The sequence below is a fragment of the Rhodococcus sp. NS-SX18 genome (genome assembly GCF_057367935.1).
In genome coordinates this window covers 3,880,640-3,904,199 of the sequence record NZ_CM170633.1, presented here as the reverse complement: position 1 = coordinate 3,904,199, position 23,560 = coordinate 3,880,640, and the positions used below count along the sequence as shown (strand labels likewise).

The following is a 23,560-nucleotide window of genomic DNA, read 5'->3' as shown; positions in this document are numbered from 1 at the left end:
TTTGCATTTTGCGGATTTCGAGTGGAACTTCCCGAGCGGGAAAACGACTGTTACTGAGAGGAGGCGAAGTATGGCAAAGCCTGAGAAGGTTTCCGCGGTTGCGGAGATCACCGAGCAGTTCAAGGACTCGACTGCCGCCGTGATCACGGAGTTCCGTGGTCTGTCGGTGACCAGTCTGACGCAGCTGCGACGCGCTCTCGGAGAGGGTGCCACCTACTCCGTCGCCAAGAACACCCTGGTCAAGCGTGCCGCCGCGGAGGCGGGCGTCGAGGGCCTTGACGACCTGTTCGTCGGACCGACCGCCATTGCGTTCATCAAGGGCGAGCCGGTCGACGCTGCGAAGGCCCTGAAGACCTTCGCGAAGGACAACAAGGCGCTCGTCATCAAGGGCGGCTACATGGACGGCGCTGCGCTGTCCGTGGAACAGGTCAACCAGATCGCGGACCTCGAGTCCCGCGAGGTGCTGTTGGCCAAGCTCGCCGGCGCGATGAAGGGCAACTTGGCAAAGGCCGCCGGCCTGTTCAACGCTCCTGCCTCGCAGGTGGCCCGTCTCGCGGCCGCTCTGCAGGAGAAGAAGGCGGACCAGGAGTCTGCCGCAAGCTGATCCGCACCATCGCGAATCACTGACCCACCCACCCCGCGCGCCCCGGCGCGTATCCCATCCGGTCGCGGATCAGCGACATGGGATCCACAAGGAAGGACCGCCACCATGGCGAAGCTCACCACCGAAGAGCTGCTCGACGCGTTCAAGGAACTGACCCTCCTCGAGCTCTCGGAGTTCGTGAAGGCCTTCGAGGAGACCTTCGAGGTCACCGCTGCCGCTCCGGTCGCCGTCGCTGCTGCCGGTGCCCCGGCCGCCGCCGCCGAGGCCGAGTCCGAGCAGGACGAGTTCGACGTCATCCTCGAGGGTGCCGGCGACAAGAAGATCCAGGTCATCAAGGTCGTCCGCGAGATCGTCTCGGGCCTCGGCCTGAAGGAGGCCAAGGACCTCGTCGAGGGTGCTCCGAAGCCGATCCTGGAGAAGGTCGCCAAGGACGCTGCCGACGCCGCCAAGGCGAAGCTCGAAGAGGCCGGCGCCAAGGTCACCGTCAAGTAAGACGTACGAGGCTGCCCGACCGCATCCCGGTCGAGCGATTCGGCAAGGCCGCTGCCCACGGATTCACGTCCGTGGGCAGCGGCCTTTTCGCCTATTCGTGACCGTTCGGCAGGCACGCGGATTCCATCCGCGATAGGTTGAGTCGATGCCGCACGGGGACGGCAAAGACGCAGGTCATCACCCTGATCGACGGGTGTTATGCCCGAGTTGACCTGTGTTCTTACTCGCTAGTAGGATCCCGTGTCACAGGTAACACTTCGATGCGCTACAGTGACGCAATCCACAGTGGGGAACAGCATCGAGCCGTGCGGAGGTAATGGTGGGAGTCGAAGTAGCTGTCGAGGGCTTGACGAAGTCCTTCGGGTCTCAGCGGATCTGGCAGGACGTGACGTTGACCCTCCCGGCGGGCGAGGTGAGTGCCCTGCTGGGCCCGTCCGGCACGGGCAAGTCGGTGTTCCTCAAGTCGCTGATCGGTCTGCTGCGGCCGGAGCAGGGCTCGATCGTCATCGACGGCACCGACATCCTGCAGTGCTCGAGCAAGGAGCTCTACGAGATCCGCAAGCTGTTCGGTGTGCTGTTCCAGGACGGCGCGCTGTTCGGGTCGATGAACCTCTACGACAACGTGGCGTTCCCGCTGCGGGAGCACACCAAGAAGTCCGAATCCGACATCCGCAAGATCGTGATGGACAAGCTCGAGCTCGTCGGTCTGCTCGGCGCCGAGGACAAGCTGCCGGGCGAGATCTCCGGCGGCATGCGCAAGCGTGCGGGACTGGCGCGCGCCCTGGTGCTGGATCCGCAGATCATCCTGGTCGACGAGCCGGACTCGGGTCTGGACCCCGTGCGCACCACCTACATCTCCCAGACGCTGATCGACATCAACGCCGAGATCGACGCGACGATCCTGATCGTCTCGCACAACATCAACCTGGCGCGGACGGTGCCGGACAACATCGGCATGCTGTTCCGCCGCGAGCTGGTGATGTTCGGTCCGCGTGAGGTGCTGCTCACCAGCGACGAGCCGGTGGTCAAGCAGTTCCTCAACGGCACGATGATCGGCCCGATCGGGATGTCGGAGGAGAAGGACGAGGCCACGATGGCGCAGGAACAGGCGCTCGTCGAGGCCGGGCACCACGCCGGTGGCGTGGACGACATCGAGGGCATCGTCCCGCAGATGAAGGCCACCCCGGGGATGCCCGAGCGTCAGGCGGTGCGCCGCCGGCAGGACCGGGTGCGGCACATCCTCCACACCCTGCCCGAGCCCGCCCAGCATGCCATCCTCGAGTCCTTCGAGGAGAACAACGGATCGCACGCCGCACCGGCGTATCAGGACCATTCCTACCGCGACGACGACACACAGGTCATTCCGGCGTACCCCGCTGACGGGTACGACGAGTCCGCCCGCCACCACACCAGCTAGGAGAACACATGGGGGTCGGTTCGGGCACCAGCTCGTTCGTGCGTCCGATACACGGTGCACTCACCCAGGCCGGAAACATCGTCGAGTTGTTCGTCGACGTCGTGCGCAACATGTTCCGCCGGCCGTTCCAGTTCCGCGAGTTCATCGAGCAGGCGTGGTTCATCGCGAGCGTGACGATCCTGCCCACTGCCCTCGTGGCGATTCCGTTCGGCGCCGTCGTCTCGCTGCAGACCGGGTCGCTGATCAAGCAGCTCGGCGCGGAGTCGTTCACCGGTGCCGCCAGCGTCCTGGCGGTGATCCAGCAGGGCAGTCCGATCGTGACCGCGCTGCTGATCGCCGGTGCGGCCGGCTCCGCGGTCACCGCCGACCTCGGGTCGCGCACGATTCGCGAGGAGATCGACGCGATGGAGGTGCTCGGCATCAACCCCGTGCAGCGCCTCGTGGTCCCGCGCGTGCTCGCGATGGTTCTCGTCGCGCTGCTGCTCAACGGACTGGTGTCCGTGGTCGGCATCGCCGGCGGCTACTTCTTCAATGTGATCCTGCAGGGCGGAACTCCGGGCGCCTACCTGGCCTCCTTCTCGGCCCTGGCCCAGCTGCCCGACCTCTACGTGGCCGAGATCAAGGCGGCGATCTTCGGTGTCATCGCCGGCGTCGTCGCGGCCTACAAGGGCCTGCACCCCGGTGCCGGGCCGAAGGGTGTCGGTGAGGCCGTCAACCAGACCGTCGTCATCACCTTCCTGCTTTTGTTCTTCGCGAACCTGATCCTGACGATGGTGTACCTGCAGATCGTTCCGGCGAAGGGATCCTGACTCGATGACAATCGCAAAGGGCCGCGGAGATGTCATCTGGCTCCGCGGGCGCAGAATCGTGCGCGCTCCTCTCGACATGCTGGATCGGGCAGGCGACCAGATGTCGTTCTACGCGCGGGCCATCGCCTGGACCCCACGCACCCTCGTCCACTACCGCAAGGAGGTGCTGCGGCTGCTCGCCGAGGTCACCTTCGGCAGCGGCGCGCTCGCCGTCATCGGCGGCACCATCGGCGTGATCGCGATGATGTCGGGATTCACCGGCGTCGTCGTGGGCCTGCAGGGCTACGCCGCCCTCGAGCAACTCGGCTCCTCGGTGCTCACCGGCTTCCTGTCGGCATACGTCAACACGCGCGAACTCGCGCCGATCGTGGCGGCGCTGGCACTGTCGGCGACGGTGGGCTGTGGCTTCACCGCCCAGCTCGGTGCTATGCGGATCAGTGAGGAGATCGATGCGCTCGAGGTGATGGCGGTGCCGTCGGTGCCGTTCCTCGTCACCGCACGGATGATCGCCGGTTTCGTCGCCGTCATCCCGCTGTACATCATCGGCCTGCTCGCCGCGTACCTCGCGACACGCGTGATCAGCACGATGTTCAACGGGCAGTCGTCGGGTTCGTACGACCACTACTTCAACCTGTTCCTCCCACCGGAGGACGTGCTGTACTCCTTCGCGAAGGTTCTCGTCTTCGCGTTCTTCCTGATCCTCATCCACTGCTACTACGGCTTCAACGCCAGCGGTGGTCCCGCCGGCGTCGGCGTGGCTGTCGGCCGTGCCGTGCGCACCGCGATCGTCACGATCGCAGTGCTCGACTTCTTCCTCAGCCTCGCCATCTGGGGTACGACCACGACCGTGAGGGTGGCCGGATGAACTCGACCCCCTCGACCCTCAAGCGGAGGGTCCTCGGCCTCATGTTCTTCGTCGTGCTGGGACTGTTCCTGTTCGTCACGATTGCGATGTACAACAAGACCTTCAAGAAGGTCGTCGAGGTGGACCTCGTGACCGACGAGGTCGGTAACGCGCTGCCGCTGAACGCGGACGTCAAGGTGCGGGGACTGATCGTCGGCGAGGTTCGCGGCACGACGGCCGAGGGCGGGACGGTGACCGCGCATCTCGCGCTCGAACCGGACAAGGCCGCCTTGATCCCCGCGAACGCGACCGCCCAACTGCTGCCGAAGACGTTGTTCGGCGAACGGTACGTCTCGCTGATCCTGCCGGACCAGCCGGCGCGCCCGGTCCAGGCAGGGGACACCCTGGTGCAGGACACGAGTGCCGAAACCGTCGAACTCGGCCAGGTGCTCGACGGGCTGCTGCCCCTCCTGGAGGCCATCCCGCCGCAGGACCTCGCGAACACCCTCGGCGCCCTGGCTCAGGGCCTGAGCGGCCGCGGCGAGACCCTCGGGCAGACCGTGGACCGGCTCGAACAGGTGTTCCGTGAGGTCAATGTGGAACTCCCGGCCGTGCAGGAGGACCTGCGCGGACTCGCGGACTTCTCCCAGACCTACTCCGACGCCGCGCCCGATCTGATCAGTGCCCTCGACAACCTGCGCACCACCGGCAACACGGTGGTCGAGCAGGAGAACCAGCTCGAGACGTTGCTCGTCACGGCGACAGGAGCGTCGTCGGCGACCGCCGGGCTGCTCGAACAGAACGCAGCCTCGATCATCAGCATCGCCGCCGACTCCAAGCAGGCCCTGCAGTTGCTGGCGCGGTACTCGCCGTCGTACCCGTGCATGCTGAAGGGCTTCGCCGACGCGGCGCCCGCGGCTGCCGGCGTGCTCGCGGCCGACGACCCGTTCCCCGGCGTCCGGGCGAGCGTCCAGTTCGTCAACCCGAAGGGCCGGTACCTGCCGAACCAGGACGAGCCGCGCCTGCTCGATACTCGTGGCCCCACCTGCTACGACAACGTCACGGCCCCGGGACGGTTCTTCCCGCAGTACCCCGGCGGCTCCATCAACGACGGCTCCTACCAGGTGCCGTCCCGGAATCCGGGACCGGAGTCCATGTCCTACTTCCCGGCGCCCGAGGGGTCCGGGGTGCCGGACGACGTCGGCGAGCTGACCGGGACGACCCCGGCGACGACGCAGGTCTCGTACTCCGGGTCCCGTGCCGAGCAGGACGCCCTCGACGTCGTGTACGCGGAGGCGACGGGCATCGCGCCCGAGGACGTGCCGACCTGGACGACCCGCCTGGGTGCGCCCGCGCTGCGTGGAACGGAGGTGAGCTTCCGATGAGAGGCCTGGCAGCACCGCTGATCAAGTTGATCGTCTTCGCCGTGGTGACGATCTTCGCCACCGGAATGCTCGCGGCAACCATCGCGAGCCTCGGCGGTGGGGGCGGGACGAAGTTCCACGCCATCTTCTCGGACGTGACCTCGCTCAACGAGGGTGACGACATCCGGATCGCCGGCGTCCGGGTCGGCCAGGTCGAGAAGATCGAGATCGTGGACCGCAGCGAGGCGCGCGTGACGTTCTCGGTGTCCGATCGGGACTGGCTGCCCGCCGCGACCACGGCGACGATCCGCTACCGCACGCTCGTCGGCCAGCGGTACATCGCTCTCGACCAGGGCGAGGGCATGCAGGGGATGAAGCTGACCGACGGCGACACCATCCCGCTCGAACGCACCAAGCCGGCCGTGAACCTGACCACCCTGTTCAACGGTTTCCGCCCCCTGTTCCAGACCCTCAGCGCCGACGACGTCAACCGACTCTCGTCCCAGATCGTCCAGGTGTTCCAGGGCGAATCCGGAACCGTCGACGACCTGGTGCGCACGACGGCGAGCCTGACCAACACGATCGCCGACAAGGACCGGGTGATCGGTGCGGTCATCGACAACCTGAACTCGGTGCTCACCAACATCAACGAGCGGGACGAGCAGCTCGACTCGCTGCTCGTCAACACCCAGGCGCTGGTCAGCGGGCTGGCCGCCGACCGCGACACGGTGGGTGCGGCCGTACAGTCGCTGGCCGGGCTGACGGACGCGACGGCCGATCTGCTCGAGCCGACCCGGCCGGCGATCGCCGGTTCGATCACGGCGGTCGAGCAGCTCGGGGCGAACCTGAACAACAACCGCGACGCGGTCGACGAGGTCCTCGCGACCCTTCCGGTCAAGCTCGAGAAGCTGGGCCGGGTCGCGAGCTACGGGTCGTGGTTCCAGTTCTACCTGTGCGGCATCGACGTGATCGCCGGGCCGGGTTCGGTTCCGTACCTGAATCTGCCGACCGGTCTGCCCACGGTGAACCAGCCGATCTACACCAACGCCGCGAAGCGCTGTACGCAGGACGGGATGCAGGAGTTGCAGGGACGATGAGCAGACGTCGCAGTCCGGCCGTGTCCGGCGCCCTCGGAATTCTCGTGGTCCTGCTGGCCACCCTGTCGGCCTTCTTCCTGGATTCGCTGCCGATCATCGGGGCGGGCGCCACCTACCGCGCGGAGTTCACCGAGGCGGCCGGCCTCAAGCCCACCAACGAGGTGCGCATCGCCGGCGTCAAGGTCGGCCAGGTCACCGACATCGAACTCGACGGTGACCGGGTGCTCGTGTCGTTCAAGGTCAAGGACGCCTGGCTCGGCAACGACACCTCCGCCTCGATCCAGATCAAGACCATCCTCGGCCAGAAGTACCTCGCCCTCGAACCTCGGGGCACCGAGGTGCTCGATCCGGACGACCGGATTCCGTTGTCGCGCACCGTCGCCCCGTACGATGTGATCGAGGCGTTCTCGTCGGCGGCCACCACCCTGGGCGAGATCGACTCCGAGCAGTTGGCCACGAGCTTCGACACCCTCTCGGAGGCGTTCTCCCAGACACCGGACGACATCCGGGCCTCGCTGGACGGGGTCACCAGGCTCTCGCAGACCGTGGCGAGCCGGGACCAGGAACTGAAGCGGCTGCTCGAGGCGACCGGCCGGACGTCGCAGATCCTTGCGGACCGCAACGCGGAGTTCAATCGACTGATCAGCGACGGAGCACTGCTGATCGCCGAACTCAACAATCGCCAGCAGGCCATCTCACAGCTGCTGACGGGGACGCAGCGTCTGTCGGCGGAGCTGACCGGCCTGGTTCGCGACAACGAGGCGACGATCGGTCCGGCGCTCGATCAGCTGCGGGGTGTCGTCCAGATCCTGCAGGACCGGAACGACGACCTGGACCGGGCGATGAAGCTGTACGAGCCGTTCGTCCGGCTGTACTCGAACGTCGTCGGCAACGGCCGCTGGTTCGACCAGGTCGTCGTCAACCTCATTCCGCCCGGATTGCCCGAGATCCCCGGATACCGCGATCCGGTTCGCACGTTGGGAGAGAACTGATGTCGCATGCCGAGTCCGGTGGCGGCTCCCGGCGCGGCCCGATCGTGCTGATCGCTGCGATCGTCGCGGCCGTGGTGCTGATCGCGGGCGTGCTGTGGTGGGTCTTCAACCGCATGGGAACCACCGAGATCACCGCGTACTTCGACAAGGCCGTCGGCGTGTACGAGGGGTCCGACGTCCGGGTCCTCGGCGTGGAGGTCGGTAAGGTCACCGCGGTCGTCCCGGAAGGGGACCAGGTGCGGGTGGACATGCGTGTCGACCGTGGCGTCGACATCCCCGCCGATGCCAAAGCCGTGCAGATCACCCCGTCGGTCGTCGCGGACCGCTACGTGCAGCTCGCCCCCGCATACACCGGTGGCGAGACGATGACCGACGGCGCCGTCATCCCGCGGGAACGGACCGCCACCCCGGTCGAGGTGGACGAGCTGTACGCCAGCGTCGACGAGCTGTCGCGGGCTCTCGGTCCGGAGGGCGCGAACAAGGACGGGGCACTGACCCGCTTCGTGGAGACCGGCGCCGAGAACCTCGAGGGCAACGGTGCTGCGCTCGGCCAGACCATCGAGCAGCTCTCCGCTGCGTCGCGCACGCTCAACGAGTCGCGGGGTGACCTGTTCGGCACCATCGAGAACCTGCAGATCTTCGTGTCCGCACTGGCCGCGAACGATCAGCAGGTGCGCGAGTTCAATACCCAGCTGTCGGACCTGTCCGGCTATCTGGCCGGTGAGCGGGAGAACCTCGGGCTGGCGCTGAATCAGCTGTCGGAGTCGCTCGGGGTGGTCGCGCAGTTCGTGAACGACAACCAGACGGCGCTGAAGGACAACGTGGACGCCCTGGTCCCGGTGACGAACAACCTCGCCGCAAACCGGGATTCACTGGTGAACTCGCTGACCCTGCTGCCCCTGGCGGTGAGCAACCTCGTCAACTCGTACGACGCGGAGTCCGGGTCGCTCGCCTCCCGCCTGGTGGTGACCGATCTTCAGGACCCGGCCGGCGTGATGTGCAAGCTCATCGATCTGGGTCGGCTCGTGCCGGGCGACCCGAGGTTCGAGCAGCTTGGCCGGCAGATGCAGCCGCTGATCGACCAGTGCTCCGGCCTCGCCGAACAGATCACCAACGACATCCGGACCCCGGATCTGATCCTGCCGTTCGGTGTCCTCAGCGGCGAGAACATCCAGCGTCAGGTGGTGCCCGGCACGGTGCCCGGCGTCGAATCCCAGCGCCTGAACCTCGAGGAGGGCGGACAGTGAGACGCTCGGTGATTCTCGGTGCCGGAGCATGCGCGACGGCCCTCACGGTGTCTGCGTGCGGTGGCGCCGAGAGCCTGCCTCTGCCCGGTGGCGCGGACGTCGGCTCGGACCCGATCCACGTGACCGTGCAGTTCGACGACGTGCTCGACCTCGTGCCGCAGTCGACCGTCAAGGTGGACGGCGTGCCCGTCGGCCGGGTGGAGACGGTCTCCGTGGGACCCGACGGGTGGACCGCGGACGTCGGGATCGTGGTGGACTCGGCGGTGGAGTTGCCGGCCAACGCGTATGCGGCGGTGGAACAGACCAGCCTGCTGGGCGAGAAGTTCGTCCAGCTCACTCCGCCGCCGAGCGACCCGTCGAGCGAACTGCTCGCCGACGGCGACGTCATTCCGCTGGACCGGACCCGGCACGCCACGGAGCTCGAACCCGTACTCGGTGCCCTCTCGCTGCTGCTCAACGGTGGCGGCGTCGGCCAGTTGCAGCCGGTCGTCGAGGAGCTGTCCACCGCGTTCGAGGGACGCGAAGGCACCACGAAAAGCCTTCTGCAGCAGGCGGATCGGCTCATCGACGGTCTCGATCAGCAACGCAACGACATCACCCGCGCCCTCGACGGCCTCGACGTGCTCACCGTCCGGGTCGCGGAACAGAACGAGCGTGTCGCGGCGATCCTCGACGACCTTCCGGTGGCCACGGCGGTGCTCGAGCAGCAGCGTCCCCAGCTGACGGAGCTGCTCGTCCAGCTCGACCGACTGGGAACCGTGGGCACCGACGTGCTCGACCAGTCCAAGGAGAACCTGATCGCCGATCTGCTGGCCCTGCGCCCCACCCTGCAGCAGCTCGCCGCGTCCGGGGACGACCTGGTGAAGGCGCTGCCGTTCATCCCGACGGTGCCCTTCCCGGACGGGGTCGAGAGGATCGCCCTCGGCGGCTCGGTCAACCTGTTCCTCGCTGTGGACCTGCAGATCGGGGACGCGCTGGCTTCGCTCGGCGTCGGACAGGGTGATCCGGTCTACCGGCAGCCGAAGTTCGGTGAGCCCAAGCCCGTCGTGGATCCGTCGAATCCGTACTACAACGGCAACGGGCCGAGACGGGGCTGGCCCACGGTCTCGCTGCTGCCGGAACTCCCGGAGCCGAGGCTGCCGGCGGGACTCGAACTGCCGCCGGGGGTGACGCTGCCCGGCGTGCCCGCCGCGGCGCCGGACTCCGGTGCGGCGCCGGCCAATCCGCTGGAAGGCCTGCTCGATCAGCTCGGAGTCGGGGGAGGGCGATGATGAGATCGCGGTTGCTGCGGGTACAGATCGTCGCGTTCGTGGTGATCGCGCTGCTCGGCGTGGTGTTCGTCGGTGCGCGGTACGTGCGCCTCGACAACCTGCTCGGGTTCGGGCAGTACACCGTCCACGCCCGGTTCGCAGATTCGGGTGGCATCTTCACCAACGCCGAGGTCACCTACCGGGGCGTGCCGGTCGGGCGGGTGGGGGAACTCGGTCTGACCGAGGACGGCATCGACGTCACCCTCCTCCTCGACAACGGCGGGCCGCAGATCCCGGCGTCGACCCGTGCCGTGGTGGCGAACCGCTCGGCGATCGGTGAGCAGTACGTCGACCTGCTACCGGACACCGACGAGGGTCCGTACCTCGAGGAAGGATCGGTGATCGGGGAGGACGCCACCGACGTGCCGGTGCCGGTGCAGGACCTCCTGGTGAGCACGAACGCGCTCGTCCGCTCGGTACCGGTGGACTCGCTGCGCACGGTGGTGACCGAACTGGGGGCCGCGTTCGACGGCCGCGGTGGCCAGCTGCAGACCCTCGTGGACTCCCTGGCCCAGCTCAGCGACGCCGGAGTGCAGTACCTGCCTCAGACGGTGTCGCTGATCCGCGACAGCCAGACCGTGCTCGACACCCAGTCGGTGCAGGCGTCGGCGATCCGGCAGTTCAGTGCGGACCTGGACCTGGTGACCGCGCAGCTGCGCGACAGCGACCCGGACGTCCGGCGCCTCCTCGAGACCGGGACCGCGGCGAGCGAGGAACTCACGCAGCTGGTCGCGGACTCGGGCCCCGGTCTGACGGCGAACCTGACGAACCTGGCGCTGCTCGGCGACAAGCTCGGCCCGCAGGCCGTAGCCCTGCAGCCGCTGCTCGCGTTCCTGCCGGCCGTCGCGGCCAGCGCCGGGACCGTCGCGCCCGGCGACGGAGCAGTCCGGCAGGGCATCCTGTTCGAGACGAACAACCCGCCGTCGTGCACCATCGGGTACGAGGGCACCCAGGCGATCCTCGACGAGATGCAGCGCCGTGACCCCAACTTCGACGACACCCAGCAGGACTTCCCGTTCAACACGGAGGCGTCCTGCGAGGTTCCGCAGGGCAGCGTCACCGGCGTGCGCAGCGCGAACCGGATCGTGTTCGCCGACCCGGCCACGATCCAGCCGTGGGACTTCACACCGAAGAAGGACCCGGACAAGCTCAATCTGAATCCGATCGCGACGCAGCTCGCGCCGTTGCTCGGAGTCACCCCGAAGTAGGTAAGTAGGTTGGTGTAGTGAGTTCAGACACGACGTCCCGTCCCCCGCAGACGGCGGGGGCGGGCGGCGACAAGATGCGCAGGATCGTTCTGGTAGTGGTGAGCGTGCTGGCGGTGATCGCGCTCGCCGCGGCCGCCTGGTTCGGCTTCGGGTGGGGGCGGACCCTGCTCGTGGACCGTCCGGCCGCCGAGGCGCGGGACGCCGCCCTGTCCGGGGCGATGCAGGCCGCGATCAATCTCAACAGCGTCGACGCCGCCGATGTCGACACGTCGATCGAGAACATGCGGTCCTCGATCACCGGCGAGGCCCTGAACAACGATCTCGCCGCGACGGAGCAGCAGATCCGGGAACAGGTGGCCCAGACGGGCACGGGCATGTCGGCAGACGTGCTGTTCGGTTCGCTGACGGCGCTCGACACGGACGCGGACACGGCGCAGGCCCTGATCGTCCTGGCGGTGAAGACCACCTGGCCCGACAACTTCGTCGAGAACAAGGTCACCGTGAACGTGGCGATGCGCAAGGACGGCGACGTGTGGAAGGCGGAGACGATCCAGCCGCTGGACTCCGTGCAGCTCGGTGCCGGGCCGGCGGAGGGAGCGCAGCAACCCGCGCCGCCCGAACCCGCCCCCGCGCCCCCAGCCGAACCCGGACCCGCCGCAGGCGAGTGAGCCGATGAAGGAGAATGTGTAGTGCCCCCGCAGCGTCGCAAGCCCAATCCGGCCGGTCCTCCGAGGGGCCGACGGCCCAAGATCGCGGGGACGGGCCGGACCCCGGCTGCGGGCGGTGCCGCCCGCCCCGAGCCGACCCCGACCGAGCCGACCCCGACCGAGCCGACCCCGACCGAGTCCACCTCGCCCGAGCCCACCCCGTCTCCGACGGCCCGGGCGGGAACGGCGGTCCCCGAAGCAACCGGGTCCGAGCCCTCGGCGGCCCCGGCAGGGCAGGTCTCCGACTCCGACCTCGAGAGCGCCCCGGAGCCGCGTGAACCGGCGCGCGTCGCGCAGACCGGCGGCACCGTCTCGCGCGGCAGCTGGCGTCCGGTGGTGATCGTCGGTGGTGCCGCGCTTGCGCTCGGTGCGTTCGCCGCGGTCGCCGCCGCCCGTCCCGGGGCGACGGTGACCAACGAGGCATGGGTCGACAGCGCCGCGACGTCCGAGGTCACCGCCGCCGCCGGCAATGCGATCGAGACGATGCACGGCTACAACCACGAGACGATCGACGAGGACTTCGCCGCGATCCGAGAGGTCCTCACCCCGCCGATGCGGGAGGAGTTCGATCTGACCGCGGATGTCACCAAGCAGGCCGCGGTGCAGACGCACACCGCGACGGAGGTGCGCATCGACCACATCGGTGCGTCGATGCTCGACGACGACCGGGCCGAGGTCGCGGCGTTCATCAGCGTCAGCGCGACCGGCGACGCGGTCGCCCAGGGCAGTGCGTCGGCGCCGCTGCTGGTGCGGATGGAGAAGATCGACGGCAAGTGGCTGGTCTCCGAGATCCGGGACCGCTGACGAGCGCGGTGACCGGGGATCGGCCCGGTTGCTCTTGACGCGGACGGCGTGAGCGGTCACTCTATCGGTACGCACGCACGAATATGCGTCCTGGGCGCCCGGGGTCGGGCGCTTCTTTTCGTGCCGTCGCTCGACATCTGCGACTTTTGGGTGTAAGTTCGGACTTTGCGCTGGCTGCCTCCTGTCCATCTCTCGACCGCATCGCGGGGAGCGTTGCCCTCCGGGGTTCGTTCCGCCGACTTCGCGGTGGGGTTGTCTTTCGGGTTGCAACCAGCGATAACGCCCCACATGAAGAAGCAGGTACAGCGGCGGTCGCACCGGTTGGAGCGGCCCGCGTGAGGTGCTGGAAGGACGCATCTTGGCAGTCTCTAGCCAGACCAAGGCAGTTGCCGGAATCCCCGGAGCCCCGAAGAGGGTCTCGTTCGCGAAGATTCGCGAACCTCTCGAAGTTCCCGGGCTCCTCGATCTACAGACAGATTCCTTCGAATGGCTGATCGGCTCCGAGCGCTGGCGCGCGCTCGCCGCCGAACGCGGTGACGGTCCCGTCGTCGGCGGCCTCGAGGAGATCCTCGCGGAGCTCTCTCCGATCGAGGATTTCTCCGGGTCGATGTCCCTGTCCTTCTCCGACCCGCGCTTCGACGAGGTCAAGGCCTCGGTCGAGGAGTGCAAGGACAAGGACATGACGTACGCGGCGCCGCTGTTCGTCACTGCCGAGTTCATCAACAACAACACCGGCGAGATCAAGAGCCAGACGGTCTTCATGGGTGACTTCCCGATGATGACCGACAAGGGCACCTTCATCATCAACGGCACCGAGCGCGTCGTCGTCTCGCAGCTGGTGCGTTCGCCGGGCGTGTACTTCGACCGCACGGTCGACAAGAGCACCGAGAAGGACCTGCACAGCGTCAAGGTGATCCCGGGCCGCGGCGCGTGGCTCGAGTTCGACGTCGACAAGCGCGACACCGTCGGCGTGCGGATCGACCGCAAGCGCCGCCAGCCGGTCACGGTGCTGCTCAAGGCGCTCGGCTGGACCAACGAGCAGATCGTCGAGCGCTTCGGTTTCTCCGAGATCATGATGTCCACCCTCGAGAAGGACAACACGGCCGGCACCGACGAGGCCCTGCTGGACATCTACCGCAAGCTGCGCCCGGGCGAGCCGCCCACCAAGGAGAGCGCGCAGACCCTGCTGGAGAACCTCTTCTTCAAGGACAAGCGCTACGACCTGGCGCGCGTGGGACGTTACAAGATCAACAAGAAGCTGGGCCTGAACGCCGGCCAGCCGATCGAGGCGTCGACCCTCACCGAGGAAGACATCGTCGCCACCATCGAGTACCTGGTGCGCCTGCACGCCGGTGAGAACACCATGACGGCGCCGGGCGGCGTCGAGGTTCCCGTCGAGGTCGACGACATCGACCACTTCGGCAACCGTCGCCTGCGTACCGTCGGCGAGCTCATCCAGAACCAGATCCGCGTCGGCCTGTCCCGCATGGAGCGCGTCGTCCGTGAGCGGATGACCACCCAGGACGTCGAGGCCATCACGCCGCAGACGCTGATCAACATCCGTCCCGTCGTGGCTGCGATCAAGGAGTTCTTCGGAACCTCCCAGCTGTCGCAGTTCATGGACCAGAACAACCCGCTGTCGGGTCTGACCCACAAGCGCCGCCTCTCGGCGCTCGGCCCGGGTGGTCTGTCCCGTGAGCGCGCCGGCCTCGAGGTCCGCGACGTCCACCACTCGCACTACGGCCGCATGTGCCCGATCGAGACCCCGGAAGGCCCGAACATCGGCCTGATCGGCTCCCTGTCGGTGTACGCGCGGGTCAACCCGTTCGGCTTCATCGAGACCCCGTACCGCAAGGTCGAGGACGGCATCGTCACCGATCAGGTCGACTACCTCACCGCCGACGAGGAGGACCGCCACGTCGTGGCGCAGGCCAACTCGCCGGTCGACGCCGACGGCCGCTTCAGCGAGGAGCGCGTCCTCGTCCGCAAGAAGGGCGGCGAGGTCGAATTCGTCGCGGCGACCGAGGTCGACTACATGGACGTCTCGCCGCGGCAGATGGTGTCCGTGGCCACGGCCATGATCCCGTTCCTCGAGCACGACGACGCCAACCGTGCCCTCATGGGTGCGAACATGCAGCGTCAGGCCGTGCCGCTGGTGCGCAACGAGGCTCCTGTCGTCGGTACCGGCATGGAACTGCGTGCCGCCGTCGATGCGGGCGACGTCGTCGTCACCGAGAAGTCCGGTGTGATCGAGGAGGTCTCGGCCGACTTCATCACCGTGATGGCGGACGACGGCACCCGCCGCACCTACCGTCTGCGCAAGTTCGACCGCTCGAACCAGGGCACCTGCTCGAACCAGCGGCCGATCGTGGACGAGGGGCAGCGCGTCGAGTCCGGCCAGGTCCTCGCCGACGGCCCCTGCACCGAGAACGGTGAGATGGCACTCGGCAAGAACCTGCTCGTGGCGATCATGCCGTGGGAAGGCCACAACTACGAGGACGCGATCATCCTGTCGCAGCGCCTCGTCGAGGAGGACGTGCTCACCTCGATCCACATCGAGGAGCACGAGATCGACGCCCGCGACACCAAGCTCGGTGCCGAGGAGATCACCCGCGACATCCCGAACGTCTCGGACGAGGTCCTCGCGGACCTGGACGAGCGCGGCATCGTGCGCATCGGCGCCGAGGTGCGCGACGGCGACATCCTCGTCGGCAAGGTCACCCCGAAGGGCGAGACCGAGCTGACCCCCGAGGAGCGGCTGCTGCGCGCGATCTTCGGTGAGAAGGCCCGCGAGGTGCGTGACACGTCGCTGAAGGTGCCGCACGGTGAGACCGGCAAGGTCATCGGCGTCCGCGTGTTCTCGCGCGAGGACGACGACGATCTGCCCCCGGGTGTCAACGAGCTCGTCCGCGTGTACGTGGCGCAGAAGCGCAAGATCCAGGACGGCGACAAGCTCGCCGGCCGGCACGGCAACAAGGGCGTCATCGGCAAGATCCTCCCGCAGGAGGACATGCCGTTCCTGCCCGACGGCACCCCGGTGGACATCATCCTCAACACGCACGGTGTCCCGCGTCGTATGAACATCGGCCAGATCCTCGAGACGCACCTCGGCTGGATCGGCAAGGCCGGCTGGAACGTCCAGGTCGCCGGCGACGGTGAGCGTCCCGAGTGGGCGAAGAACCTGTCCGACGACATGCTCGCCGCCGAACCGGACACCAACATCGCCACCCCGGTGTTCGACGGTGCCCGCGAGGACGAGCTGACGGGTCTGCTCGGCTCGACGCTGCCGAACCGTGACGGCGAGGTCATGGTCGGCGCCGACGGCAAGGCGACGCTGTTCGACGGACGTTCCGGCGAGCCGTTCCCGTACCCGGTGTCGGTCGGCTACATGTACATCATCAAGCTGCACCACCTGGTCGACGACAAGATCCACGCCCGTTCGACCGGCCCGTACTCGATGATCACCCAGCAGCCGCTCGGTGGTAAGGCGCAGTTCGGTGGCCAGCGGTTCGGCGAGATGGAGTGCTGGGCCATGCAGGCCTACGGTGCGGCGTACACGCTGCAGGAGCTGCTCACCATCAAGTCGGACGACGTGGTGGGTCGCGTGAAGGTCTACGAGGCCATCGTCAAGGGCGAGAACATCCCGGAGCCGGGTATCCCCGAGTCCTTCAAGGTGCTCCTCAAGGAACTCCAGTCGCTGTGCCTGAACGTGGAGGTGCTCTCCAGCGACGGCGCGGCCATCGCGATGGCCGACGGCGACGACGAGGACCTCGAGCGGGCGGCGGCCAACCTGGGCATCAACCTTTCCCGCAACGAGTCGGCCACGGTCGACGACCTCGCGAACTAGGAGCCGACCCGATGAGATGCACTCCCGCACGGCGGACTGCATCTCGTCGGGCCCCGGCAGCAACAGCGACAACTAGCAGCAACAAAACCCGTGAAGGGGAAAGGAAGTTACGTGCTCGACGTCAACTTCTTCGATGAACTCCGCATCGGCTTGGCCACCGCGGAGGACATCCGCAACTGGTCGTACGGTGAGGTCAAGAAGCCGGAGACCATCAACTACCGCACGCTCAAGCCCGAGAAGGACGGCCTCTTCTGCGAGAAGATCTTCGGCCCCACCCGGGACTGGGAGTGCTACTGCGGCAAGTACAAGCGTGTCCGCTTCAAGGGCATCATCTGTGAGCGCTGCGGCGTCGAGGTGACTCGCGCCAAGGTGCGCCGCGAGCGCATGGGTCACATCGAGCTCGCCGCGCCGGTCACGCACATCTGGTACTTCAAGGGTGTGCCGAGCCGCCTCGGTTACCTGCTCGACCTGGCGCCGAAGGATCTCGAGAAGATCATCTACTTCGCCGCGTACGTCATCACGGCCGTGGACGACGAGCTGCGCCACAACGAGCTCTCGACCCTCGAGGCCGAGATGGAGGTCGAGAAGAAGTCCGTCGCCGACCAGCGCGACGCCGACCTCGAGGCTCGCGCGCAGAAGCTGGAAGCCGACCTGGCCGAGCTCGAGGCCGAGGGTGCCAAGTCCGACGTCCGCCGCAAGGTCAAGGACGGCGGCGAGCGCGAGATGCGTCAGCTGCGCGACCGTGCCCAGCGTGAGCTGGACCGGCTCGAGGAGATCTGGAACACCTTCACCAAGCTCAAGCCGAAGGACCTGATCGTCGACGAGCTGCTCTACCGCGAGCTGCAGGACCGTTACGGCGAGTACTTCACCGGCGCGATGGGCGCCGAGTCGATCCAGAAGCTCATCGAGAACTTCGACATCGACGCCGAGGCCGAGTCGCTGCGCGAGACCATCCGCAGCGGCAAGGGCCAGAAGAAGCTGCGCGCCCTCAAGCGACTGAAGGTCGTCGCGGCGTTCCAGCAGTCCGGCAACTCGCCCATGGGCATGGTCCTCGACGCGGTGCCGGTGATCCCGCCGGAGCTGCGCCCGATGGTGCAGCTCGACGGTGGCCGCTTCGCGACCTCCGATCTCAACGATCTGTACCGCCGCGTCATCAACCGCAACAACCGCCTCAAGCGACTGATCGACCTCGGTGCCCCCGAGATCATCGTCAACAACGAGAAGCGGATGCTGCAGGAGTCCGTGGACGCGCTGTTCGACAACGGCCGTCGCGGCCGGCCGGTCACCGGTCCGGGCAACCGTCCGCTCAAGTCGCTGTCCGACCTGCTCAAGGGCAAGCAGGGCCGGTTCCGTCAGAACCTGCTCGGCAAGCGTGTCGACTACTCGGGCCGTTCGGTCATCGTCGTCGGTCCGCAGCTCAAGCTGCACCAGTGCGGTCTGCCGAAGCTGATGGCTCTCGAGCTGTTCAAGCCGTTCGTGATGAAGCGTCTGGTCGATCTGAACCACGCGCAGAACATCAAGTCCGCCAAGCGGATGGTCGAGCGGCAGCGTCCGCAGGTGTGGGACGTCCTCGAAGAGGTCATCAACGAGCACCCCGTGCTGCTCAACCGTGCTCCCACGCTGCACCGTCTCGGCATCCAGGCGTTCGAGCCGCAGCTCGTCGAGGGCAAGGCCATCCAGCTGCACCCGCTCGTGTGTGAGGCCTTCAACGCCGACTTCGACGGCGACCAGATGGCCGTGCATCTGCCGCTGTCGGCGGAGGCACAGGCCGAGGCCCGCGTGCTGATGCTGTCGTCGAACAACATCCTGTCGCCGGCATCGGGCCGTCCGCTCGCCATGCCGCGTCTGGACATGGTGACGGGTCTGTTCCACCTGACCCGTCTGGTCGAGGACGCGCCGGGTGCGTACCGGCCGGCCACCGACGGTGAGCCGGAGCAGGGCGTGTACTCGTCTCCCGCCGAGGCGATCATGGCCGTGGACCGCGGCGTGCTGTCGGTGCAGGCCCCCATCAAGGTGCGTCTGGAGCAGCAGCGTCCGTCACGGGACATCGAGACGGAACTGTTCCCCGACGGCTGGAACTTCGGCGACGGCTGGACCGTGCAGACCACGCTCGGTCGAGTGCTGTTCAACGAGCTGCTGCCGGTGAACTACGGCTTCGTCAACGACGTCATGCCGAAGAAGCGTCAGGCCGCGATCATCAACGATCTCGCCGAGCGCTACCCGATGATCGTCGTCGCGCAGACCGTCGACAAGCTCAAGGACGCCGGCTTCTACTGGGCCACCCGTTCGGGTGTGACCGTGTCGATGGCCGACGTGCTGGTGCCGCCGGAGAAGAAGGACATCCTCGAGCGCTACGAGGCGTCGGCGGATCAGCTCGAGCGCAAGTTCGCTCGTGGTGCCCTCTCGAAGGAGGAGCGGCGCGACTCGCTCGTCAAGCTGTGGCAGGAGGCGACCGAAGAGGTCGGTCAGGCCATGGAGGCCCACTACCCGGACGACAACCCGATCCCGACGATCGTGAAGTCCGGCGCCGCGGGCAACATGACCCAGATCCGCTCGCTCGCGGGCATGAAGGGTCTGGTGACGAACCCGAAGGGCGAGTTCATCCCGCGCCCGATCAAGTCCTCGTTCCGCGAGGGCCTGACCGTGCTCGAGTACTTCATCAACACCCACGGTGCGCGTAAGGGTCTGGCCGACACCGCGCTGCGTACCGCCGACTCGGGTTACCTGACCCGTCGTCTGGTGGACGTGTCGCAGGACGTCATCGTCCGCGAGACCGACTGCGGCACGCCGCGCGGTATCGAGATGATCATCGCCGAGCCCGAGCGGGACGGGACGGGCGCCGAGACCGGTCGCCTGGTGCGCGACGCCCACATCGAGACCAGCACGTACGCCCGTACGCTGGCCACCGATGCGGTCGACGCGGGCGGCAACGTCGTCGTCACCCGGGGCAGCGACCTCGGCGACCCGGCGATCGAGGCGCTGCTGGCCGCCGGCATCCGGAAGGTCAAGGTCCGCTCCGTGCTGACCTGCGACACCGGTACCGGCGTGTGCGCCACCTGCTACGGCCGCTCGATGGCGACCGGCAAGCTCGTCGACATCGGTGAGGCCGTCGGTATCGTCGCCGCCCAGTCCATCGGTGAGCCCGGTACGCAGCTGACGATGCGTACGTTCCACCAGGGTGGCGTCGGTGAGGACATCACCGGCGGTCTGCCCCGCGTGCAGGAGCTGTTCGAGGCCCGTGTCCCGAAGGGCAAGGCGCCCATCGCCGACGTCTCCGGTCGCGTGCGACTCGAGGACGACGACCGCTTCTACAAGATCACCATCGTCCCGGACGACGGTGGCGAGGAGGTCGTGTACGACAAGCTGTCGAAGCGTCAGCGTCTGCACGTCATCCGTAAGGCGGACGGGACCGAAGGTGTCCTGACGGACGGCGACCACGTGGAGGTCGGTCAGCAGCTGCTCGAGGGTGCGGCCGATCCGCACGAGGTGCTGCGGGTCATGGGACCGCGCCAGGTGCAGGTCCACCTCGTCAACGAGGTCCAGGAGGTGTACCGCAGCCAGGGTGTGTCGATCCACGACAAGCACATCGAGGTCATCGTGCGCCAGATGCTGCGCCGCGTGACGATCATCGACTCGGGGTCGACGGAGTTCCTCCCCGGATCGCTGGTCGAGCGCAGCGAGTTCGAGGCCTCGAACCGGCGCGTCGTCGCCGAGGGCGGGGAGCCGGCTGCCGGCCGTCCCGTGCTCATGGGCATCACGAAGGCGTCGCTGGCCACCGATTCGTGGCTGTCGGCGGCGTCGTTCCAGGAGACCACTCGCGTGCTGACCGACGCGGCGATCAACTGCCGCTCGGACAAGCTGATCGGTCTGAAGGAGAACGTGATCATCGGCAAGCTGATCCCGGCCGGCACCGGCATCAACCGGTACCGGAACATCCAGGTGCAGCCGACCGAGGAGGCCCGCGCGGCCGCGTACGCGATCCCGTCGTACGAGGATCAGTACTACTCGCCGGAGGGCTTCGGCCAGAACACCGGCGCCGCGGTCCCGCTCGACGACTACGGTTACTCCAGCGACTACCGGTAGAGCCGTCGCCGCAGCCGGTCCGCCGGCCGCGGTCAGGCACCTGCCGTAGCCACGAAGGTCCCGCCCTCTTCTCTTCGGGGGCGGGGCCTTCTGGGTTCCGGGGGTACCCGCGCGGCAGCACGGCCGATCCGATAGTTTGGGTAGGCACTCCTAATTCTTCGAAGGGAACGCTAGTGCCGTCGACCCGAATCCCGAGGTTGCTTGCCGCAGCCGGTTTCGCTCTCACGTTCGTCCTGACCGCGTGCTCGTCGGGAGGCGACGACCCCGCCGAGGCGTCCGGCCCGGGCGCGGGCGCTTTCCCTGTGACGATCGAGCACGCCCTCGGTGACACCACGATCGAGACCGAGCCCGAACGGGTGGTCACCTGGGGCTTCGGGAGCACCGATGCCGCCCTCGCCCTCGGGGTCGTCCCCGTCGCCATGCCGGCACAGTCGTACGGCGGTGACGAGCAGGGCGTCCTGCCGTGGATCGGAGACGAGCTCACCGAACTCGATGCCGAGACACCGACAATCCTGCAGAACGACGGCACGGACGTGCCGGTCGAGCAGATCGCGGCGGCCCGCCCGGACGTCATCCTCGCCAACTACTCCGGGCTCACCCAGGACCAGTACGACACCCTCAGCCGGATCGCTCCCACGGTCGCGTACCCCGGTGAGCCGTGGGCCACCCCGTGGCGCGACGTCGTCGCCACGGTCGGGCAGGCGCTGGGCCGCTCCGACGACGCAGAGCGCCTGATCGCCGACACCGAGGCGATCATCGCCGACAAGGCCGCGGCGTACCCGCAGCTGCAGGGCCGCACCGTCGCCGCGGTGTGGGACACGGGCGACACGTTCTACGTCTACAAGCCCGCCGATTCGCGCGTGGAGTTCCTCACCGACCTCGGTCTCGTCAGCGCCCCGAGCGTGACCGAACTGAGCACGGACGAGTCCAGTTTCTACTTCACGATGAGCTTCGAAGAGGCCGGCAAGCTCACCAGCGACATTCTCCTCTCCTACGCCGACGACGCCGCAGCGCAGGAACGCACGCTCGCCCAGCCGTGGGCACAGACCATGCAGCAGGTCACCGAGGGCAGGGTGGCGACGGTGAACGGCACCGAACTGATCGCCGCGGTCTCGCCCCCCACGGTCCTGTCCCTGACCTGGGGGATCGACGCCTATCTCGAGGCGCTCGCCGCGGCGGTGAAGTAGCGGCTCCCGGTCAGCGCGGGATGTGGAAATCGACCAGGGTGGCCCCACGGGCGCCGAGGTCGTGCCACGTCCCGCGCACCTCGAGCACCGCCACGGCGGAAGTCGGGAACTTCTCGAGGATCTGACGGGCCGCGTCGGAGTCGTGGTCGGTCGAGAGCAGCAGCGTCGTCGCCGACAGGACGGGCTCGTGTCCCACGACGAGCAGCGTGGACACGTCGTCCGGAACCCGGCGGATCGCGTCGACGATCCGCTTCGGCGTGGCCTCGTAGAGATCGTCGAGGAAGTCCGTGGCCGCCTCGACGGCGGCCTCTGCGAGCGTCTTGCGGGCCCGCGTCGCGGTCGAACACAGCACGGCGTCGACGGGGGGCTGGTGGGCCCGCAGCCAGCGCCCGGCGAGACCGGCCTCGCGCCGCCCTCGGGGGGCGAGCGGACGCTCGTGATCGGCGACGCCGTCCGGGTACGCGGACTTCCCGTGCCGCAACAGGATCAGGGTGCGGGTCATGGGTTCACCCTAGGCGGTGACGTTCACCGGCGGCCGACGCGTGCCACCGCCCGCACCTCGTCGTCGACCGTGAACCACAGGGTCAGCGAGTCGGCGTCGTGCCGGGCCCGCAGAACGAGCGTGTCGCCGGCGACGACCGGTCGAAGATGCTCGATCGCCGCACGGTACGGAGCGGTCTGCAACTCCGGCCGTCCGGCCAGGTGCTCCTCGATGCCGTGCCAGTAGGCGGCGTTGTTGACGTGGTCGAACGGATCGATGTCGGTGGCCCGCAGCGGGAAGTGCGTGCCGGCGTCGGCGTCGGCGGACGGTGTGGGCGGCAACCACGCCCGCCACCGCAGGCGGGTGTCCGCGGCGTGACGAGCCATGTGTTCCCAGAGTCGGTCGCTGATCCGCGCCGGCATGCCGTTGGTGGGCCCGATGTTGATCCAGAACGCCGAGGTGTCCATCGCGGCGCCGCCGGTGCCCTCGAACCGCACGCGGACATTGGCCCACCGGGTGGACAGGGCATCACACCACCGGCGCAGCTCGAGCTGTTCCCGGAAGCGGGCCGGCCGGTGCACGTCGACGACGGTGCGGCGCACGATCCACAGCGGATCGGTGTCGGTGGCGTCGACGGCGTCGAGGTTGTCGGTGCCGATGTCCTGCAGGTAGCGGGCCACGCCGTCGAGCCGGAGCCGTTCCCGGCTGTCGACGTCGCCGGTGCGCACCGTGCGCGTGGACCGGAACGCGTCGTCGGGCGGGGGAGTGGTGTCGAGGGGCTGCGCCCACGCGTCCTCCGGTGCGGGCTTTCCCGGTGCCGCTGCCGCGGCGGTGTTCGCGGTTGCAGCTTTCGCGGCGGTGTTTGCGGTTGCCGCTGCCGCGGCGGTGTCCGCGGTTGCCGCTGCCGCGGCGGTGTTCGAACCCATGCGTCCCCCTGGTCTTCGTCGGGCCCCGCCGATTCTGACAGTTGCGGGGCTGGGCCGCAGCGAATCTTGCGAGGGGCGAACCCCGAGGCTACAGTCGATATAACTGTTACCGGATGTCACATGAAATCCGGTCCCGGCTCT

The 23,560-nt window shown here is 67.8% G+C and carries 18 protein-coding genes; 16 read left to right on the top strand and 2 right to left on the bottom strand.

The window, feature by feature from the left end; all coding sequences use genetic code 11:
- Positions 1–70 precede the first annotated feature (70 nt).
- The 16 genes from rplJ to AC2IPW_RS17690 all read left to right on the top strand — a co-directional run bounded on the left by rplJ (position 71) and on the right by AC2IPW_RS17690 (position 22,012).
- Complete coding sequence (gene rplJ / locus AC2IPW_RS17765) at positions 71–604, top strand: 50S ribosomal protein L10 (protein ID WP_003937620.1); 534 nt, start codon at positions 71–73, stop codon at positions 602–604.
- A gap of 105 nt (positions 605–709) precedes the next feature.
- A complete protein-coding gene (gene rplL / locus AC2IPW_RS17760) occupies positions 710–1,096 on the top strand; it encodes a 50S ribosomal protein L7/L12 (RefSeq protein WP_003937621.1) in 387 nt (128 codons plus the stop codon).
- A gap of 316 nt (positions 1,097–1,412) precedes the next feature.
- Positions 1,413–2,513 carry an ABC transporter ATP-binding protein gene (locus AC2IPW_RS17755; protein ID WP_289381913.1) on the top strand — a complete coding sequence of 367 codons (1,101 nt, stop codon included), beginning with the start codon at positions 1,413–1,415 and terminating at the stop codon, positions 2,511–2,513.
- Positions 2,514–2,521: 8 nt separating this feature from the next.
- Complete coding sequence (locus tag AC2IPW_RS17750; RefSeq protein ID WP_003937623.1) at positions 2,522–3,322, top strand: MlaE family ABC transporter permease; 801 nt, start codon at positions 2,522–2,524, stop codon at positions 3,320–3,322.
- Positions 3,323–3,326: 4 nt separating this feature from the next.
- On the top strand, positions 3,327–4,187 hold the full coding sequence (locus AC2IPW_RS17745; RefSeq protein ID WP_040783020.1) for an MlaE family ABC transporter permease: 861 nt from the start codon (positions 3,327–3,329) through the stop codon (positions 4,185–4,187).
- A complete protein-coding gene (locus AC2IPW_RS17740) occupies positions 4,184–5,551 on the top strand; it encodes an MCE family protein (RefSeq protein WP_416061507.1) in 1,368 nt (455 codons plus the stop codon). The genes AC2IPW_RS17745 and AC2IPW_RS17740 overlap by 4 nt, the downstream gene beginning before the upstream one ends.
- The gene (locus tag AC2IPW_RS17735) at positions 5,548–6,627 is read left to right on the top strand and encodes an MCE family protein (protein ID WP_003937626.1); all 1,080 of its coding nucleotides are present in this window, start codon (positions 5,548–5,550) and stop codon (positions 6,625–6,627) included. The genes AC2IPW_RS17740 and AC2IPW_RS17735 overlap by 4 nt, the downstream gene beginning before the upstream one ends.
- The gene (locus AC2IPW_RS17730; protein ID WP_003937627.1) at positions 6,624–7,619 is read left to right on the top strand and encodes an MCE family protein; all 996 of its coding nucleotides are present in this window, start codon (positions 6,624–6,626) and stop codon (positions 7,617–7,619) included. The genes AC2IPW_RS17735 and AC2IPW_RS17730 overlap by 4 nt, the downstream gene beginning before the upstream one ends.
- Positions 7,619–8,866 (top strand): MCE family protein, encoded by a 1,248-nt coding sequence (locus tag AC2IPW_RS17725; RefSeq protein ID WP_486375297.1) that lies wholly within the window; start codon positions 7,619–7,621, stop codon positions 8,864–8,866. Before AC2IPW_RS17730 ends, AC2IPW_RS17725 begins: the two co-directional genes overlap by 1 nt.
- Positions 8,863–10,137 carry an MCE family protein gene (locus AC2IPW_RS17720; protein WP_486375296.1) on the top strand — a complete coding sequence of 425 codons (1,275 nt, stop codon included), beginning with the start codon at positions 8,863–8,865 and terminating at the stop codon, positions 10,135–10,137. The genes AC2IPW_RS17725 and AC2IPW_RS17720 overlap by 4 nt, the downstream gene beginning before the upstream one ends.
- Entirely contained in the window at positions 10,137–11,384 is a 1,248-nt protein-coding gene (locus AC2IPW_RS17715) for an MCE family protein (protein WP_486377025.1), read from the top strand. Before AC2IPW_RS17720 ends, AC2IPW_RS17715 begins: the two co-directional genes overlap by 1 nt.
- 95 nt (positions 11,385–11,479) lie before the next feature.
- Positions 11,480–12,052, top strand: coding sequence for a hypothetical protein (locus AC2IPW_RS17710; RefSeq protein WP_486377024.1), 573 nt, complete (start codon positions 11,480–11,482; stop codon positions 12,050–12,052).
- A gap of 21 nt (positions 12,053–12,073) precedes the next feature.
- The gene (locus AC2IPW_RS17705; RefSeq protein WP_486375295.1) at positions 12,074–12,895 is read left to right on the top strand and encodes a hypothetical protein; all 822 of its coding nucleotides are present in this window, start codon (positions 12,074–12,076) and stop codon (positions 12,893–12,895) included.
- Between the two features lie 340 nt (positions 12,896–13,235).
- The gene (gene rpoB, locus AC2IPW_RS17700; protein WP_486375294.1) at positions 13,236–16,742 is read left to right on the top strand and encodes a DNA-directed RNA polymerase subunit beta; all 3,507 of its coding nucleotides are present in this window, start codon (positions 13,236–13,238) and stop codon (positions 16,740–16,742) included.
- A 111-nt stretch (positions 16,743–16,853) separates the two neighbouring features.
- Positions 16,854–20,825 (top strand): DNA-directed RNA polymerase subunit beta', encoded by a 3,972-nt coding sequence (locus AC2IPW_RS17695; RefSeq protein WP_003937634.1) that lies wholly within the window; start codon positions 16,854–16,856, stop codon positions 20,823–20,825.
- A gap of 173 nt (positions 20,826–20,998) precedes the next feature.
- A complete protein-coding gene (locus AC2IPW_RS17690) occupies positions 20,999–22,012 on the top strand; it encodes an iron-siderophore ABC transporter substrate-binding protein (RefSeq protein ID WP_486375293.1) in 1,014 nt (337 codons plus the stop codon).
- Positions 22,013–22,022: 10 nt separating this feature from the next.
- Here AC2IPW_RS17690 and AC2IPW_RS17685 read toward each other — a convergent pair whose 3' ends face one another.
- Positions 22,023–22,514 (bottom strand): SixA phosphatase family protein, encoded by a 492-nt coding sequence (locus tag AC2IPW_RS17685; RefSeq protein WP_486375292.1) that lies wholly within the window; start codon positions 22,512–22,514, stop codon positions 22,023–22,025.
- A 23-nt stretch (positions 22,515–22,537) separates the two neighbouring features.
- Complete coding sequence (locus AC2IPW_RS17680; RefSeq protein WP_486375291.1) at positions 22,538–23,419, bottom strand: acyl-[acyl-carrier-protein] thioesterase; 882 nt, start codon at positions 23,417–23,419, stop codon at positions 22,538–22,540.
- Positions 23,420–23,560: the final 141 nt, after the last annotated feature.

Coding starts and splice junctions, on each gene's coding strand:
- rplJ (WP_003937620.1), top strand. CDS start 71: ATGGCAAAGCCTGAGAAGGTTTCCGCGGTTGCGGAGATCACCGAGCAG.
- rplL (WP_003937621.1), top strand. CDS start 710: ATGGCGAAGCTCACCACCGAAGAGCTGCTCGACGCGTTCAAGGAACTG.
- AC2IPW_RS17755 (WP_289381913.1), top strand. CDS start 1,413: ATGGTGGGAGTCGAAGTAGCTGTCGAGGGCTTGACGAAGTCCTTCGGG.
- AC2IPW_RS17750 (WP_003937623.1), top strand. CDS start 2,522: ATGGGGGTCGGTTCGGGCACCAGCTCGTTCGTGCGTCCGATACACGGT.
- AC2IPW_RS17745 (WP_040783020.1), top strand. CDS start 3,327: ATGACAATCGCAAAGGGCCGCGGAGATGTCATCTGGCTCCGCGGGCGC.
- AC2IPW_RS17740 (WP_416061507.1), top strand. CDS start 4,184: ATGAACTCGACCCCCTCGACCCTCAAGCGGAGGGTCCTCGGCCTCATG.
- AC2IPW_RS17735 (WP_003937626.1), top strand. CDS start 5,548: ATGAGAGGCCTGGCAGCACCGCTGATCAAGTTGATCGTCTTCGCCGTG.
- AC2IPW_RS17730 (WP_003937627.1), top strand. CDS start 6,624: ATGAGCAGACGTCGCAGTCCGGCCGTGTCCGGCGCCCTCGGAATTCTC.
- AC2IPW_RS17725 (WP_486375297.1), top strand. CDS start 7,619: ATGTCGCATGCCGAGTCCGGTGGCGGCTCCCGGCGCGGCCCGATCGTG.
- AC2IPW_RS17715 (WP_486377025.1), top strand. CDS start 10,137: ATGAGATCGCGGTTGCTGCGGGTACAGATCGTCGCGTTCGTGGTGATC.
- AC2IPW_RS17685 (WP_486375292.1), bottom strand. CDS start 22,514: ATGACCCGCACCCTGATCCTGTTGCGGCACGGGAAGTCCGCGTACCCG.
- AC2IPW_RS17680 (WP_486375291.1), bottom strand. CDS start 23,419: ATGGGTTCGAACACCGCCGCGGCAGCGGCAACCGCGGACACCGCCGCG.